Annotated in this window: 15 protein-coding genes; 7 read left to right on the forward strand and 8 right to left on the reverse strand. The window is 56.9% G+C overall.

The window, feature by feature from the left end; all coding sequences use genetic code 11:
* Positions 1 to 183: DUF4372 domain-containing protein (locus JRI89_02935; protein ID MBW2070189.1), on the reverse strand; the 183-nt coding region annotated here is incomplete at its 3' end.
* Between the two features lie 383 nt (positions 184 to 566).
* Here JRI89_02935 and JRI89_02940 point away from each other — a divergent pair.
* A complete protein-coding gene (locus JRI89_02940) occupies positions 567 to 1,103 on the forward strand; it encodes a hypothetical protein (GenBank protein MBW2070190.1) in 537 nt (178 codons plus the stop codon).
* Positions 1,104 to 1,136: 33 nt separating this feature from the next.
* Here the strand turns inward: JRI89_02940 and JRI89_02945 are convergent, their stop codons facing one another.
* Genes JRI89_02945 through JRI89_02955 form a run of 3 tightly spaced genes read right to left on the reverse strand, consistent with a single transcriptional unit; the run spans position 1,137 to position 4,634 of the window.
* Positions 1,137 to 1,802: an MBL fold metallo-hydrolase gene (locus JRI89_02945; protein ID MBW2070191.1), complete on the reverse strand. Its 666-nt coding sequence runs from the start codon at positions 1,800 to 1,802 to the stop codon at positions 1,137 to 1,139.
* Positions 1,803 to 1,816: 14 nt separating this feature from the next.
* Positions 1,817 to 3,784, reverse strand: a complete 1,968-nt coding sequence (locus JRI89_02950; protein ID MBW2070192.1) for a GNAT family N-acetyltransferase — start codon at positions 3,782 to 3,784, stop codon at positions 1,817 to 1,819.
* A gap of 43 nt (positions 3,785 to 3,827) precedes the next feature.
* Complete coding sequence (locus tag JRI89_02955) at positions 3,828 to 4,634, reverse strand: prolipoprotein diacylglyceryl transferase (protein MBW2070193.1); 807 nt, start codon at positions 4,632 to 4,634, stop codon at positions 3,828 to 3,830.
* 240 nt (positions 4,635 to 4,874) lie between these two features.
* Between JRI89_02955 and JRI89_02960 the strand changes: the two genes are divergently transcribed.
* The 4 genes from JRI89_02960 (at position 4,875) to JRI89_02975 (ending at position 7,782) form a co-directional block, all read left to right on the forward strand.
* The gene (locus tag JRI89_02960; protein ID MBW2070194.1) at positions 4,875 to 5,081 is read left to right on the forward strand and encodes a hypothetical protein; all 207 of its coding nucleotides are present in this window, start codon (positions 4,875 to 4,877) and stop codon (positions 5,079 to 5,081) included.
* Positions 5,082 to 5,113: 32 nt separating this feature from the next.
* Positions 5,114 to 5,788, forward strand: coding sequence for a molybdopterin-guanine dinucleotide biosynthesis protein B (gene mobB, locus JRI89_02965; protein MBW2070195.1), 675 nt, complete (start codon positions 5,114 to 5,116; stop codon positions 5,786 to 5,788).
* Positions 5,785 to 6,390 carry a molybdenum cofactor guanylyltransferase gene (locus JRI89_02970; protein MBW2070196.1) on the forward strand — a complete coding sequence of 202 codons (606 nt, stop codon included), beginning with the start codon at positions 5,785 to 5,787 and terminating at the stop codon, positions 6,388 to 6,390. The genes mobB and JRI89_02970 overlap by 4 nt, the downstream gene beginning before the upstream one ends.
* 102 nt (positions 6,391 to 6,492) lie before the next feature.
* On the forward strand, positions 6,493 to 7,782 hold the full coding sequence (locus JRI89_02975; GenBank protein ID MBW2070197.1) for a molybdopterin molybdotransferase MoeA: 1,290 nt from the start codon (positions 6,493 to 6,495) through the stop codon (positions 7,780 to 7,782).
* A gap of 17 nt (positions 7,783 to 7,799) precedes the next feature.
* Here JRI89_02975 and fdhD read toward each other — a convergent pair whose 3' ends face one another.
* Positions 7,800 to 8,627: a formate dehydrogenase accessory sulfurtransferase FdhD gene (gene fdhD / locus JRI89_02980; protein MBW2070198.1), complete on the reverse strand. Its 828-nt coding sequence runs from the start codon at positions 8,625 to 8,627 to the stop codon at positions 7,800 to 7,802.
* Positions 8,628 to 8,774: 147 nt separating this feature from the next.
* On the opposite strand from fdhD, the gene JRI89_02985 reads away from it, so the two are divergent.
* Positions 8,775 to 9,005: a hypothetical protein gene (locus JRI89_02985; GenBank protein MBW2070199.1), complete on the forward strand. Its 231-nt coding sequence runs from the start codon at positions 8,775 to 8,777 to the stop codon at positions 9,003 to 9,005.
* Positions 9,006 to 9,034: 29 nt separating this feature from the next.
* Entirely contained in the window at positions 9,035 to 9,679 is a 645-nt protein-coding gene (locus JRI89_02990) for a CDP-alcohol phosphatidyltransferase family protein (GenBank protein MBW2070200.1), read from the forward strand.
* 54 nt (positions 9,680 to 9,733) lie between these two features.
* Here JRI89_02990 and JRI89_02995 read toward each other — a convergent pair whose 3' ends face one another.
* The 3 genes from JRI89_02995 to JRI89_03005 form a co-directional block, all read right to left on the reverse strand.
* On the reverse strand, positions 9,734 to 10,636 hold the full coding sequence (locus tag JRI89_02995) for a YkgJ family cysteine cluster protein (protein ID MBW2070201.1): 903 nt from the start codon (positions 10,634 to 10,636) through the stop codon (positions 9,734 to 9,736).
* A 184-nt stretch (positions 10,637 to 10,820) separates the two neighbouring features.
* Positions 10,821 to 12,932: an ATP-dependent DNA helicase RecG gene (gene recG, locus JRI89_03000; protein ID MBW2070202.1), complete on the reverse strand. Its 2,112-nt coding sequence runs from the start codon at positions 12,930 to 12,932 to the stop codon at positions 10,821 to 10,823.
* 147 nt (positions 12,933 to 13,079) lie between these two features.
* Positions 13,080 to 15,080 carry a UvrD-helicase domain-containing protein gene (locus JRI89_03005; protein MBW2070203.1) on the reverse strand — a complete coding sequence of 667 codons (2,001 nt, stop codon included), beginning with the start codon at positions 15,078 to 15,080 and terminating at the stop codon, positions 13,080 to 13,082.
* Between the last annotated feature and the right edge of the window lies 1 nt (position 15,081).

Genomic DNA, 15,081 nt, shown 5'->3' on the forward strand with positions numbered 1-15,081 from the left:
GGCCTCGATATCCCGAAGACTTTCTCTGTAGGTCAACTGAGCGAAAGCCATGCATAGATATTGGTCCCGACAGGAGAAACGTTGCACTTTGTAGTGTCCGCGATATCGCTGGACACACCGTCGAAAGGTATGCATGGGCAGGTGATCGATGATCTGGGAGAAAATGATTTTGCCTGTATACATCAGCGGCTCCTCCTTTAAAAGATAAAGGAGGATAGCTGATTCGAGTTTTTCGATTCAAGTCGGTGACAGGCATAAACAAGGCTTTTGTATATTTATAACAATAGGTTACAGCATTTTAACAGGCAAACAACCGGACACTAGTGGGTATTAATTAAAACTTCACAATAGTCAAGCCAAATCGGTTAGTGCAGTTGATCTGAAATCCCTGTGGAGCAGCTGCCAACTTGTGAGCCCCTGGTCTGCCTGGGCAACAAGTCCCCTCCGGAAAAACTCCCGCCAAGCAGCCCCTTGATCATGCAGCCCCGGGATACTATCATGGGGCAGAGAATGGTTGGCCGGCAGAGTGCTGCAGACGTTTTGCAGCGGTGGCAGGAGGAGTTATTATGGCCGAGATAAAGAGCACCCTTGAGCTGGTCATGGAACGAACCAAGCATCTGAAGCTCTCGGAAGAAGAAAAGGCTGAGGTGCAGATGCAAGAGGCCCTGGCAAAGGTGCAGGGCCTTGTGCGGCAGCTTCAAGACGACACAGCCACTGTTGCGGATGTGTGCGCCCAGATCGAGGCCCTGCCTCAACATTTGCAAGCGCGCCTCAAGCGACAGATTGCCAGGCAGGTGTGCGACGCTCTGAGCCCCGACCAGCAAAGCGAAGTGCTTGTCAACCTCCTGGAGACATTGCTGGAGCCCTCCTGGGAAGCTCCTTTCAGCCGGTTCAGGAAATGCTGGTCCGAGTACAACCGCCTTCGCGAGGCTGAGAAGGAAAAGGTCACAAACAGCATTGTCGCCAGGCTGGCAGCTGCTGGTATACAGGGTTCGGCAGTGGTTCCCAAGGTGGAAGACGATCCTGCCTGGAGGGAGCAGCTAGAAAATCTGTGGCAACCGTGCGAGCAGCACCTGGCAGCCCTGCGTCAGGCATTGCTTTGAGATCCTCTGGAAAAATCTCCTGCAAATACCAGCCTACAGCATACTGAAGAACATACTGCGAACCAGGTAGAAGTTTTCTTTGACGGCTGCCTTGCCCTGGACAGGAGGGCCATGGCCGGGCAAGAGCAGTTCCACATCCAGTTCAGCCAGACGATCAATGGACTGCTGCAGCAAGGCGCCATTGCCTCCGGGAAGATCCGTGCGGCCGAGGCTTCTGTCGAAAATCACATCGCCTGAAAAGAGAATCTTGCGCTCCTGCCAGTACAGGCAGATGCTGCCGGGGGCGTGCCCAGGAGTATGGATTACCTGCAGGGTATGGTTGCCCAAGCGCAGCTCGCCCTCCACCAGGTGCAAGTCGACGCGGTACTCTGGCAAGGCAAGCCCCATGGCGCGGAAGAGCTCCCTGCCCTGCTCCTCGATGAAGTGCTCAGCCTCAGGATGGAGCGCCACCAGGGTATCGCTATCGAGAAAATCCTCCACAGCTTCGAAATGGTCCGGATGTGGGTGCGTTGCAATGATGAGCTGGATGTCAGCCCGAGAGAAGCCATCCTCAGCCAGGGCTTTCTCGAGCTGGGGAAAGAGGTGGTGGTGGCCCGGGTCGATGAGGGTTACCACTTCACCGGCAATGAGATAGCTGTTGCAGTTGTTCTCAACCATACTTTCCCAGGGATAGTTATAGAGATCTTCTTGTAGCTGCATTGGTCGCTTGCTCCTTACTGGTTCTCGCTGGTGCTGCTGCCAGAGAAATCCAGGAAACACTGCTCAACAGGTTCTGTCAGAGAAAGTGTAACCTTCATAACATCTCCTTCCAGAGAAGTATTCATCAGGTAGCCCATCTTCTGAAAAACTGCCAGGGCCTGGCGATTTCCAGGGTCGAGGTAGGTGACAAAACCTTCGATATGTTTGCTCTTTGCTATATTGATCAGCTGTTGCAGGAGCAGGCTGGCCACCCCCTTTCCCTGCCATTGTTGGCGCACAGCAAAGTCCACTTCAGCCATATTGGTTTCCTCATCCAGGAGATAACGACCCACAGCAACCACTGTTTCGGCAGCCAGTTCGCCGGTCACAGCTACCAGGCACATTTCTCGGTGATAGTCTATCTGCAGAAGCGCCCGTAGATCAGGACGAGGAAAAACCTTCATGGCGGAAAGAAAGCGAATAAAAGGCTTCTCTTGCGGCAGGGCATAGAAGAATTCCTGCAGGGCGCGCTCGTCAGTGAGTCGCACCGGCCGGAGGCGAATTTCCTCTCCTCCAGCAAGCACCTGCCGCAGCTGCCAGGTTTCAGGATATGGCTGTGGGGCACCTTTTGGCGGCTGCAGGTGCCGGTAAATGTAGTGAAGCCTCTGGGCAGCGCGAAACAGCTGCTCTCTAAACTTGGGATGGGCCAGTTCTATCAGGGCCAGAGCACGCTCCCGGATACTCTTGCCGTGGAGATTCACCGCACCGTATTCAGTGACAATGTAATGGACACCACCGCGAGTGTTGATTACCCCGGCTCCCTCACTGAGATGAGGCACGATTCTAGACTCTTCTTCGTCCAGAGTCGTGGATGGCAGCACTATAATACTTTTGCCATTCTTGGACAGCAGTGCCCCTCTGATGAAGTCCACGGCCCCGCCCACTCCACTGTATATGGTGTGGCCAACGGAGTCGGCGCATACCTGGCCGCTGAGATCCACCTGCAGAGCAGAGTTGATGCAGACCATATTGTCGTTCTTGCTGATGACGAAATAGTCATTGGTATACTCTGCGGGGTAAAAGGCCACCATGGGGTTGTCCTCCACAAAGTCATAAAGTCTTCTGGACCCCATACAGAAACTGGCCACGACTTTCTTGGGATGCAGGGTTTTTTTCCTGTTGGTAATGGCGCCCTTTTCAATGAGGTAGAGAAAGGCGTCTGTGAGCATGTCAGTGTGCACACCCAGATCTTTTTTGTCAGCAAGGGAGTAGAGCGCTGCATTGGCCACGCTGCCAACGCCAGCTCTGATGGTTGAGCCGTCATCAATGAGCTCGGCCACCTCCCTGCCTATTTCGTAGGCGGTGTCATTCATCAGGGGCGGCGGCATCTCCAACAATTCTTCCCTGTGTTCCACCACCGCATCGATCTGATCTATATGGATATAGGCATCGCCGTGGACTCTGGGCATTCTCGGATTGATCTGGGCAATGACGATTCTGGCCTCCTCGGCCGCGGCTTTGACAATATCCACGGAAATACCATAAGAACAATAGCCGTGAGGATCCGGGGGAGATACCTGGATGAGGGCAACGTCTATTGGACTGTGACCACTGCGGAACAGCTGCGGCACATCGTAGAGATAGATGGGCGTATAGTCGGCTCGCCCTTCGGCAACCGCCTGCCGCGAACCGGAAGCCACGAAGAAAGATTTCAGGCGGCATTTGTCTCGAAAGGCTTCCTCAGTAAAAGATGCCTTGCCGAGTGAGAGCAGATGGAGTATTTCCAGATCAGCCAGCTGCACCACCATGCGTTCCAGGGCCCGCACCAGATGCTGGGGCTCGCCGCAGCCAGAGCCGATAAACACTCTGTTGCCCCGGCGAATGCGGGCCATAGCTCTTTCTGCACTGGTCTTCTTCTTCTGATAATCGGCAGAGAGGACAGCAGCATGGTCACCCCCAGGAGAAGCGTTTTTGCTGAGACTCGTTTGCGGACCACTTTTCATCACTATATCTCCCAGCGGCTACCGGGTGGTATTCACAGCAGCATCAGGTTTCCTCTGGTTTCTCGGCAGAGTTGTGCGGCAGCAGCAGCCAGAGGCAAAGCGCTGCCAGAATCATAGCAAGGCAGAGAAGCTGCCCCATTGAAAGAAAACCGAAAAAGAGACCGAGCTGCGGGTCTGGCTCTCGAAAAAACTCGGCCAGGAAGCGCAGGATGCCGTAGCCAGCGAGAAAGAGACATACCATGCCCCCAGACCACCTGAGGCGATTTTTCAGCAGCCAGAGAAGTGCGAACAACACCACCCCTTCCAGAAAAGCTTCATACAGCTGAGAGGGGTGCCGGGGCAGGGGTCCTCCCTCAGGAAATAGCATGGCCCAGGGCACCGAACTGGGACGGCCGAAGAGTTCACCATTGATGAAGTTTCCCAGCCGTCCCAGGCCGAGGCCAATAGGGGCGGTGATTATTACCACATCTGCAACCTCCAGCATGGGAAGGCCGGCGCGGCGGCAGAAAAGAATCCCGGCAAGCACAGCGCCTAACAACCCCCCATGAAAAGACATGCCGCCGTGCCAGATGGCGATAATCTCCAGAGGGTGCTCCACATAGAAGGCATAATCGTGAAACTGGTAAAAGAGCACGTAGCCGAGGCGGGCCCCAACCACCAGACCGACAGCCAGATAAAACATGAAATCTTGCAGGCGCGAGCCATGGAGACCAAGTTTGCGGGCTCTCTCCATCCTCTGAATCAGCAGGTAGGATGCCAGGAAGCCCAGCACATACATGAGGCCGTACCAGCGCAGCTTGATGGGACCGATCTCGATAATGTTGGGATTGATCTTTGGATAGGCCAGCATGGGCAGTCAGTCTCCACTGCACAATGACCAGCCAGCAAGCTGGCTGTTGGGATTGTGCCCCAGCGGTCAACCTTATTGTCCTCGGACAGTAACATGCAGTATCATAAGGAGATCTGAGCGTCAACCAATGAGGCACATCGCCACCAGGAGGTTTGCGGGGCGGCTGTCAGTGGAGCTGCTGCCCGGAAAAATATCTAGCAGGCCGCGGACACTCCTGGTTGCCACAGAGGAGAAAAGGTTATGGCACCACTCGATCGTCAGCGAATAGAAGTGCTGCTGCACCACTGGCAGCACCACAATGAGGAACATGCCGATTCATTCGACAAGTATGCCCGGCAACTGCGGGAACAGGGCTGGGAGAAGATCGCCGCCTATCTGGAAGAAGCCAGCCAGCTGAGTCGACAGACTGGCGAGCTGTTGAGGCGGGCACTCGCCGACCTTAGCTGAGTTACCCAAGAGAACTGGAAAGGAGGCTGTTGATGCCCAGTATTGTATCTGTTGTGGGCAAGTCTAAAGTTGGCAAGACAACCTTTATCGAGAAACTCGTGCCCGAGCTGCAGCGACGAGGATATCGGCTGGGTACTATCAAGCACGATGCCCACGATCACGCCGACATTGATCATCCGGGAAAAGACAGTTGGCGGCACCGCCAGGCAGGCGCCCAGACCGTGGCCCTCAGTTCACCTTCCAGAATCGCCCTCATCAAAGAGGTGCCGGAAGAACTGGATCTGGACAGCATCGTTGCCATGTATTTCCAGGATGAAGATCTGGTGCTCACCGAAGGCTACAAGGGGAGCAACAAGGCAAAGATCGAGATCTTCCGCAGTGAAGTGCATGAAGAGCTGCTCTGCACCCCGGCAGATAGACTGCTAGCTGTGGTGAGCGATGTGTCACTGCCTGTGGAGGTGCCCTGCTTCGACCTGGAAGATGTGGCAGGAGTAGCGTCCTTGCTGGAAGAGCGCTTTCTGCGTGCCGCCTCTGATACAACCATGATCGTCCGGCTGGACGGCAAAAGGCTTCCCATGAAATCTTTTGTCAGGGACTTTGTGGTGGGCGGCATTACTGGCATGCTTTCAGCACTGCGAGGCTACAGAACTCCCAGCAGGATAGACATAGCTATTCGCTTGCCGAAGCAACAGAGAGAATCCACATGATCGGAGTCGTCCTAGCAGGCGGCAAGAGCCGCCGTTTCGGCAGAAACAAGGCCCTGGAACTGTTCCAGGGGGAACGGCTCATAGAGCGCCAGGTCAGAACCCTCGGGCGGATATTTTCTGAAGTGATAATCGTCAGCAACACTCCGGAAGTCTATGTGGACCTCCAGGTGACCTTGTTGCGAGACATCATCCCTGAACAGGGGCCTCTGGGGGGCATATATACCGGGCTGCTCTATGCTCGGGACAGGGGTATTTTCGTGGCCGGCTGCGATATGCCCTTTCTGCAGGCCGCCCTCATAGGTAAAATGGTGGAACTGGCTGCCAACTACGACGTGGTCATTCCAGAAAAGGAAGGCCGCCTGGAGCCCCTGCATGCAGCCTATTCGAGCCGCTGTCTGCCTCACATCGAGGGTATGCTCAAACGAAAAGAGCTCCAGGTAATCAGATTTTTCCCGGCCGTGAGGGTGTACCGTCTGGGAGAAAAGGAGTGCCAGGCAATTGATCCTCTCGGCATCTCCTTTTTCAACATCAACACCGTTGCTGATCTGTCCAGAGCAGAAGAACTCCTGCAGCTGCAGCAGAAGGCAACTGCCGGCAAATAGGGGGAAAGCAGACTGCTGGAAGCCATTTGCAGAGGAGAGACGAGATTCTTTCTGCTTCAATGTTTCGAGATCCACTGACTTCACCATCAGGCTGAGCACTGCATGAACCGCAGAATAGCAACTCTTGAACAGGCGCTGGCACTGATAGATAAAGTTGCGCCAACTCTGGCTACCGAGGAAGTGTCACTCGATGCAGCTCTGGCACGGGTGCTCTGTGAGGAGATCAGAGCCAATCGCCACGAGCCTGCCTCGGCCAGAGCAGCTATGGACGGCTATGCCCTGAGAAGCGTGGATACCGCAGGCGCCAGTTCCGACCGGCCGCTTTTTTTTGAAATCGTCGGCAATGCCAGCGCCGGCCGAACGCCATCTTGCGAAGTAGGCCGGCGTCAGGCCACAGTAATATCCACTGGTGCGGTTCTGCCTCCGGGAGCAGATGCAGTGATACCTCATGAACAGGTGCTGCCTGCGCCCGGGGGCATCCAGGTCTCCTCTGCTCTGGCCGCCGGGGCCTGGACCAGCCAGCCCGGGGTGGATTTTCAGCAGGGAGAGCATCTGCTCAGCAAAGGCGCCATCCTGCAGGCTGCAGAGCTGACTGTCATTGCCGCCCTGGGCAGGAGAGCAGTGCTGGTAAGGCGGCGACCCAGGGTGGCGATTCTGGCTACCGGCGACGAACTTGCAGAGCCGGGCTCCACAGCACACCCTGACAAGGTGTTCGCCAGCAATCTGCAGACCGTTCTCCAGCTGGTGCGCATCTGGGGCGGCGAGGTGATCACCGCCGCAGTGGTGCGGGACACCCTGGCAGCGGTCGTCGCAAGCATCGACGAAATGCGGGGATTGGACCTCATAGTAACCACGGGAGGAACCGGCAAGGGAGGCAAAGACTTCATTGCTGCCGCAGTCACCTCACTGATGGGGAAGATACACTTCGCAGGAGTCAGAATGACTCCAGGCAAACAGACGCTTCTCGCCAGCCTGGGGAAGACCCTCCTCTTTGCTCTGCCGGGCAGGCCAACAGCTGTGTTTGCTGCTCTTCAAGAGCTGGTGCGTCCAGCTCTTCTGCGGATGCTGGGCCTTTCCTGCACCAGAGTGCCTGAAGTCAAAGCCACCCTCTGCCAGGCTGTGGAAAACAGCAGAAAAGAGATGCTGGCTCTGCTGCCCTGCCGCCTGACCTTCACAGTGGACGGAGCCCAGGTATGGCCGCTGGACCGCCAGGCCGGAGGGATGTTCGCCAGCATGCTGGCAAGCAATGCTCTACTACGGTTGGATCCCGGGGAAATCAGAGGCAGCGGCGAACAGGTTGCTGTGCAAATGGTAAATCTCGGTCTATCGGCGCTGTGCTACTTTACAGACAAGGGCCAGCAGATCCAGCAACGCCCCCCCTGCGGAAAATAATTCACCAGAGTGCTGCCTCAGCTGCTGCCTGCCGTTTGCATTATGACGTTTTCGCGGCCGGTGTAAACCACCATGCCGCCTCCCCTCACCAGACCGACTACTGTTATGTTCAGATCTCGAGCCAGATCCAGAGAGAGGCTGGTTGCAGCAGAACGTGATATCAGCATGGGGAGCTTCATTTTCGCCGCCTTGATCAGGATCTCCGAGGTGATCCGCCCGGTGGTGACCAGGATCTTGTCACTGGTCGAGATATCGTTGAGAAAACATTCTCCGACAATCATATCAACCGCATTGTGGCGGCCGATGTCAGTCCGGAAAATCAGTATCTCCTCACCTGCAGCCAGGGCGCAGTTGTGCACACCCCGAGAAAGGCGGTACAGCTCGGAGCGCTGATTCAGTTTGGACATGAGCCGGCGAATCTGTGCCACGGTCACAGTGAGGGGCGAGCGAATTGCGCGGCTGTGGATCGAGTCCAGCACATGGTAAAAGAGGGTTCCTTTGCCGCAGCCAGAGGTGACAGTTCTCTTGCCCTGGAGTTCGACGGCGCTGCTGGTCTCTTCACTGGAAGAGACCCGGACCACATGCGTCTGCCGATCCACTTCCACGGCGGTGATGCTCTGCCGGCGGTGCAGAAGACCTTCCGACCTGAGAAAGCCCACGGCCAGGCTCTCCACGTGAGCTCCAGTGCATAAAAGGGTAACAATCTCCCGGCCGTTCAAAAAGATGGTGAGGGGAATCTCCCTTACCACTGTGGCTTTGCCCTGCCGCGAGCTGTCTCCCCGGATTCGCAGGGCCCCCACTTCTTGGGTGAGGTTGGCGGTAGTAGTGCAAGGGATCTCTGCCATGCAGACCTCATACTGACCTCACGGCCAGCAAAAACAGGCGGACACCAAGGGTTTTTTGCTTCGGACAACTCTACCATAACGGAAGAGACGGCACTTGTCAAAGAATGTGCTCGACAAATTGCCTTAATTTGTTAAGATAACAGAGAGTTGTTTGAACTTACGGCGGTCCTGCCTGCCAGCGGCTCCAGCGCCAGCAGCAACAGTGAAGCGTGCCCCTGCTGCGGCCAGCGGCAGGAGCACTGCCTGATAGACTGCCCACGAGGCATGGCGGCACACATTGCAGACGGCTCGCTTGCAGACAGCGCCAGATTGATCCGGGGCTCCGTATTATGTCCATGGGGCAGTAGCAATGAAGTGCAGACGGTTGTTTTCCTTTGACCATAATCTGCAGCGGACTGGGCTGAAAGATGCTTAAAGGAAGCACACTGGAGACTGTCTACTACCGGTTTCTGGGCAAATACCTGGTACCTTGCTGCGTATTTCTTCGTCTGAAGCCGAATCATGTCACCATCTTTGGTGCCCTTTCCGGCCTGGCAGCGGGTATATGCTTTGTCTTCAGCCCCTTGTGGGGTGGAGCCCTCACCCTGCTCACCGGTCTTCTGGACACTCTCGACGGAGCGCTGGCTCGGCAGCTTGGCCAGGAAGAAAGACGCGGCGCCTTCATGGATTCGGTGCTGGACCGGTACACAGAGCTCTGCATCCTGGGAGGCATCTGGGCCTATTTTTACCGAGTGGGTGGTGCTACTCCGCTGATGACAGTAACCATCGTTCTGGTGCTGTTTGGCTCTCTGATGGTCAGTTACACCCGGGCCAGGGCAGAAGCGCTGCGGGTATCATGTATGGTGGGCCTGTTTCAGCGAGGAGAGCGCATTATTGCCATCGGCGTCACAGGCATGGTCAATTCCATAGTGAACCTGACTGCCAGGGCAAACGAAGCTGCGGTGCTCGGCCAGGACGCGGTGCTGATCGTAGTCCTCATTCTGCTGGCCGTAGGAACCAACCTGACTGCTCTGTGGCGCTTTTTTCACGTCTGCAACCAGCTGCGCTCGTAACAACAATCCAGACTGGTCGGTCCTCCTGTTCCATATCGAGCTCCGGCAGCCAGTTCAAGGCTCCTGGCTGGAGAAGCGGATGCCGCCTTCGCTGCCATCTGCGGCCTCCAGGGAAAAAACTTTGATGAGCTCCATCAGCGGCCTGCCAAAAAGAAAATCCATTTCCGCTGCTCTTTGCGGCAGGCTCTCGGCAAAAGAGGCCCGCCAATGAGCGTCGGCCTGCAGCATTGCCAACAATTGCTCGCCGCCCTGCCGCCCTCCAGTTTCACGGAACCGCTGACACGCCAGGTACAACTGCTCCACCCCGCAGCGCTCCTCGTGACTCTGGAGCAGATTCAGTACCTCCCTGTTCTGCTGGAACAGATCACGGCGGCTCAGCTTCCGTCGCTGCCACAATCGTTCCAGTTGCCCGGGATCCCAGCATGCCTGCACGCGGCACTGCAGGGGGCGATGCTGGTATAGGGCGCAGCGGCCACGGTCAGCCTGGTAAAAAATGCACTGAGTCGTTCCCTGCTGCTGTTTGACTTTTATCAGTTCCACTGGCAGCCTTGCCAGCCTGCCTGCCAGGTTGAAGTTGACGAGTTCACCCTTTCTCAGGGTGTAGAGCTGGCCGGGCAAAATCACGCCCTGCTGCAGAAGATCCACATCTTCTGGATGCAGTGAGGGAGTGGATCTTCGACAGCACTCCCCACAGCGAATGCAATACGGCCTGCGCCGGTAGGCTGCCTGCACCATGAAGCTTCTCAGCTGCTGCCAACCGCGCTGCCGCTGAGCTGCATCAAACCTGTCCCAGGACCGCTGGAGGCTCAGATAGCATTCGTCTTGCTGCACCTCGGCAAGGAGTTCCGCAAAACAGTCCGGGACGCGCAGCTCGGCAACTACCTGCCGCAGGGCCGTCTTCACCGCGGCCAGGAGTCCGCTGCTGGTGGTTGGCAAAACAGCCTGTTCTCTATCCATGAGCACTTGCTCCGGTGTGTACTCCAGGTACGGCCAGGATCTTTCGTCTTTCCCGCCCGCCGCCAGGCAAAGCAGCAGCAGGCGGCCTCCCTGGCACATCAACAATGAGCCACCCTCCCGAGGGCGCAGCCTCTGCCTTTTCTGGTACCCCCCTGACAGCCGAGCTCCTCGTCCCCAGTACCCTTCAGCAAGTCCCAAGCAGTGCGGCTGCCTGCTCATTCTGACGCTGCAGCTTGCTCCTGATGGCTGCGTGCTCGGGCTTTTCTATCTCCGGATCCCTGGCTATCAGTGCCATAGCCGCTCGGCGAGCACCCCTGAGAATGCCAACATCACGCAGCAGGTTGGCCATCTTCAAATTAGCAAAACCGCTCTGCTGCACACCTGCCAGTTCGCCCGGCCCTCTCAGCCGCAGGTCTTCTTCGGCTATGCGGAAGCCGTCGTTGGTCTGCTCCATGATAGCCAGACGCGCTCTGCTCTCTCTGCCCCCTCCCTGGTGGACCAGAATACAGTGAGAGGGGTGTTTGCCGCGCCCCACCCGACCCCGAAGTTGATGCAGCTGCGAAAGGCCAAATCTCTCCGGGTGTTCGATTACCATAACAGTGGCATCCGGCACATCAATGCCCACCTCGATAACTGTAGTAGCCACCAGCAGCTGAATCTTTTTCCGGGCGAAATCAGTCATGATTGCCTGTTTTTCCTCAGAAGACAGACGGCCATGCAGCATGCCCACCTTGATATCAGGAAAAACCTGGTCTTGTAGATGAGATGTCATGCTTACCACATCCTGCAGTTCGGAATTCTCGGATTCCTCCACCAGGGGGTAAATGACATAGGCCTGGCGCCCCAGGAGAAACTCCTGCCGCAGCAGCTCATAGACTCGCTTCCTCTCCCTGGCCTCCAGAACTACGGTTTGCACCTGCGGCCGTCCTGGCGGCAGTTCATCAATGGTGGATACCTCGAGGTCACCGTAGAGTGTCATAGCCAGGGTCCGGGGTATTGGGGTGGCAGTCATCACCAGCAGGTGCGGATTCACCCCCTTGCGCCGCAGAGCTAGACGCTGCAGCACGCCAAAGCGATGTTGTTCATCAATGATCACCAGTCCCAGCCTGTTGAAAGTGACCCGCTCCTGAATAAGTGCATGGGTGCCCACCACCAGGCTGGCTTCGCCCCTGGCAATTGCTTCGGTGCGGCTCTTTTTTTCGGCTGCGGCAATTCTAGAAGTGAGCAGCGTAAACGGTATGCCCAGGGCACGAGCATAGCTCGCCATATTGAAGAAGTGCTGCTGGGCAAGTATCTCGGTCGGCGCCATCACTGCAGCCTGGAAGCCATTGGCAATGACAATGAGGGCTGTCAGCAGGGCCACAATGGTCTTGCCGCAGCCCACATCCCCCTGCACCAGCCGATTCATTGCTCTGCCGCTGCTGAGGTCAGCTGCTATCTCTCGCATTACTCTTCTCTGGGCTGCGGTTAATTTGAAAGGCAGGAGCTTGCCCACCCTGCGGAGGAAGTCCTTGTCGAGTGTCATGGCCTGGCCGGCCTCGCCACAAAGCCTTTGCCTGCCTCTGAGTATCTGCAGTTCCAGAAAAAAGAGTTCTTCGAAGATCAGTCGACGAAGTTCTGGAGACACTGTGCTGCTGGGGTACTTCTCAGGGCCTCTGCTGGGAAAATGGACTTGCCGCAGGGCCGTCTGCAAGTCGAGCAGATCAAAGTAACGGCGGACAGCTGCAGGCAGCGTCTCCGGAACCCTGGGCACATAACAATTCACCACCTCAGCCATGAGGCGACGATAGGTCCTGCGGCTCACCCCTGGAATGGCGCTGTAGCGGGGAACAATGCCGCCTATTTCTTGTTGGCCGGCCTCCACTTCCTCCACCTCCGGGTGGTGCATCTCCAATCTGCCGCCAAAGAGGCGCAGGGTGCCGCTCACTCGAACCTTGCCACGGACTCTGTTGAACCGCTTCACCAACCAGGCGCCATAATGGAACCACTTGGCCGTAACCAGCCCGCTGCCGTCGCTCAGAACCACCTCCAACAAACGCCGGCGCCGGTATTGAACTTCTTTGGCTGAGAAAATGTTGGCCACAAAACTGACATACTCACCGGCACGGAGTTCGTTGATCCGTCTGCCACCACGGTGATCAACATAGCCCACAGGCAGATTGAACAGAAGGTCTTCCACGGTGGTCAGGCCTCGTGCCTCCAACTTGCGGGCCAGCTGAGGGCCGACGCCCTTGACGACCTGCACCGATTGCCGCAGGGGGTCTGCACAGAGCAGTTCAGATTGTTGGCCAGCCATATCGACAATCTCCGCCGCTGTCAGTTGTTATCACAGAGGGATATTCGGCACAAGTACATCTCACGGCAGGGCATGCTGCCAGGATAGCTTCCGGCAGCAGCGCCTGTCCTCGTCCAGCAAGAGGACAGCTTTCCCCTGTTGCCGGGATCAGAACAGGCTCAGCTGCTTTTCTCTGGAGGATTTTTTCTTGCTGCTTCTTGCAGCAACAGCCACCCTGTCCACATACTCCGGGGGGATCTCGCTGAGAAACCGGGAAGGCTCCAGCAGCACTTTCTCACCGAAAAGGAACCGACGCCGGGCGCTGCTCAACACCAGGGTGTGCCGAGCCCGCGTCATGGCCACGTAGAAGAGGCGACGCTCCTCCTCCATTTCCTCCTTCTGCAGCTGCCGGCGCAGCAGCGGAAACAACCCCTGGTCCATACCACAGACAAAAATTACCGGGAACTCCAACCCTTTAACAGCATGCACAGTCATCAGAGAGACAGCATCTGCCCGGGGATCGTAGAAATCATTCTCCTGCCAGAAGCGCAAATCCTCCAAAAAGGCGGCAAGCGTCCGCTGGGCAGGCTCCGGGCCATACAGAGGGGCAAGAGTTTGCAGCCACTGGTAGCTCTCCGAGGCAGTCGCACTGCGCTGGCCGAAATAATCGCTGAGTCCTGTCATCTTCCAGGCCCTCTCCAGGACTGTTGTCAACGGTTCCGTGGCAACAAGTCTCTGAAGCTCTGCCACAACGCCGTGCAATTGTTGGAAGCCGCCCTGGTAGCGCCCCGGCAGATCGTCTGTCCGGCAGGACAGACAGAGCGCCTCCCAGGCCGAGCCCCCGGTGCCTGTCAACCGCTCGGCAAACCACTGCCTGGCCTTGGCACCAAGGCCCCGGGGGGGCACATCAAGGATAAGGGGCAAGTCGTCTTCACTGGAGGGATTGGCGGCAAAGTGAAGATACGCCAACAAGGTTTCTGCCGCCCTGGTAGCAAATGGCGCCTTGCCGCCGACAGTCTGAAACGGGATGCCAGCCTGCGACAGCGCTTCTTGCAGAGGCCTGTTCTGGACATGGGTACGGTAGAGAATAGCAATATCGCTGAAACAAAATTGGCCATCGTCAGGGGTGTCCACATAGTCTTGTTGATACAGGCGGTAATGACTGCTGCCACCGAGCAACCGCTCGATCTCTTCCACCACAAAGCGCGCTTCCTGGAATTCGTCTCTGCAGCGAGCCACACGCAGCAAGGGCCCCTGGGCAGCAGCACTCCAGAGAGCGCAGCTCAGAGGATTGTTGTTCCGAGAAATTACTGCGGTGGCTGCAGCAAGGATTCGTTTGCTGCAGCGGTAGTTCTGCTGCAGCCTGATGACAGCTGCCTCAGGGTAGTCTTCCTGGAATCTGTGGAAAATGTCCACATGAGAACCCCGAAAAGAATAGATCGACTGATCAGAATCCCCCACGACCCACAGATTGCGGTGGGCAGCAGTGATAACCTGCACCCAGCGATACTGGGCCCTGTTGACATCCTGGAATTCATCGACGAGCACCGCGGCAAAGGCCCGTTGATGTCGCTGCCGCACCTGCTGATCCCTGCTCCAGAGCTGGAGCAATAAACCTATGAGATCATCAAAATCGAGCAGGTCTCTCCGCAGCTTTTCCTGCTGATAGAGTTCATACAGGCTGGCGAACTCTTCTCCCTCCGTGGCTGCCAGCTCTTTGGCTGTCAACAGCTCTCCCTGGGCAAGGGAGATGCGGTTGCGCACCTCCTGGAGCTGCCAGCGGGGGCTGCTCAGGTTTTTCTGCTGGAGAATCTCTTTGATGAGAGCAAGCTGGTCTGCTTCGCTCAGGAGGCTCTGCTGACCGTGGTCCCCAGTGGCCTCTCGTAACAGTGCCCCAGAGAGAGAATGGAAGGTGCCGATTCTTGTTGTCTTGATATCCGGAATGTGCGGCAGCAGTGCGGCCAGCCGGCTCTTCATTTCATTGGCGGCTTTTCTGGTAAAAGTAACCGCCATGATCCTTGCCGGCGCAGCCTCCTTTTGCTGGATGAGATGGGCCAACCTGTAGACCAGAGTTCTCGTTTTTCCAGTGCCGGCTCCTGCCAGGATGAGCACGGGGCCATTGCCGTACTCCACGGCCTTTCTTTGGGCTGCATTGAGATTGGCAATCATC

The organism is Deltaproteobacteria bacterium, assembly GCA_019309045.1.
In the GTDB taxonomy this organism is placed as follows: Bacteria; Desulfobacterota; Syntrophobacteria; order BM002; family BM002; genus JAFDGZ01.

Bases quoted from the DNA above. Each gene is read 5' to 3' on its own strand.
- JRI89_02960 (MBW2070194.1), top strand. From the start codon at position 4,875: ATGGCACCACTCGATCGTCAGCGAATAGAAGTGCTGCTGCACCACTGG.
- mobB (MBW2070195.1), top strand. From the start codon at position 5,114: ATGCCCAGTATTGTATCTGTTGTGGGCAAGTCTAAAGTTGGCAAGACA.
- JRI89_02955 (MBW2070193.1), bottom strand. From the start codon at position 4,634: ATGCTGGCCTATCCAAAGATCAATCCCAACATTATCGAGATCGGTCCC.
- JRI89_02995 (MBW2070201.1), bottom strand. From the start codon at position 10,636: ATGGATAGAGAACAGGCTGTTTTGCCAACCACCAGCAGCGGACTCCTG.
- JRI89_02945 (MBW2070191.1), bottom strand. From the start codon at position 1,802: ATGCAGCTACAAGAAGATCTCTATAACTATCCCTGGGAAAGTATGGTT.
- JRI89_03005 (MBW2070203.1), bottom strand. From the start codon at position 15,080: ATGATTGCCAATCTCAATGCAGCCCAAAGAAAGGCCGTGGAGTACGGC.
- fdhD (MBW2070198.1), bottom strand. From the start codon at position 8,627: ATGGCAGAGATCCCTTGCACTACTACCGCCAACCTCACCCAAGAAGTG.
- JRI89_02990 (MBW2070200.1), top strand. From the start codon at position 9,035: ATGCTTAAAGGAAGCACACTGGAGACTGTCTACTACCGGTTTCTGGGC.
- recG (MBW2070202.1), bottom strand. From the start codon at position 12,932: ATGGCTGGCCAACAATCTGAACTGCTCTGTGCAGACCCCCTGCGGCAA.
- JRI89_02950 (MBW2070192.1), bottom strand. From the start codon at position 3,784: ATGAAAAGTGGTCCGCAAACGAGTCTCAGCAAAAACGCTTCTCCTGGG.
- JRI89_02970 (MBW2070196.1), top strand. From the start codon at position 5,785: ATGATCGGAGTCGTCCTAGCAGGCGGCAAGAGCCGCCGTTTCGGCAGA.
- JRI89_02940 (MBW2070190.1), top strand. From the start codon at position 567: ATGGCCGAGATAAAGAGCACCCTTGAGCTGGTCATGGAACGAACCAAG.
- JRI89_02975 (MBW2070197.1), top strand. From the start codon at position 6,493: ATGAACCGCAGAATAGCAACTCTTGAACAGGCGCTGGCACTGATAGAT.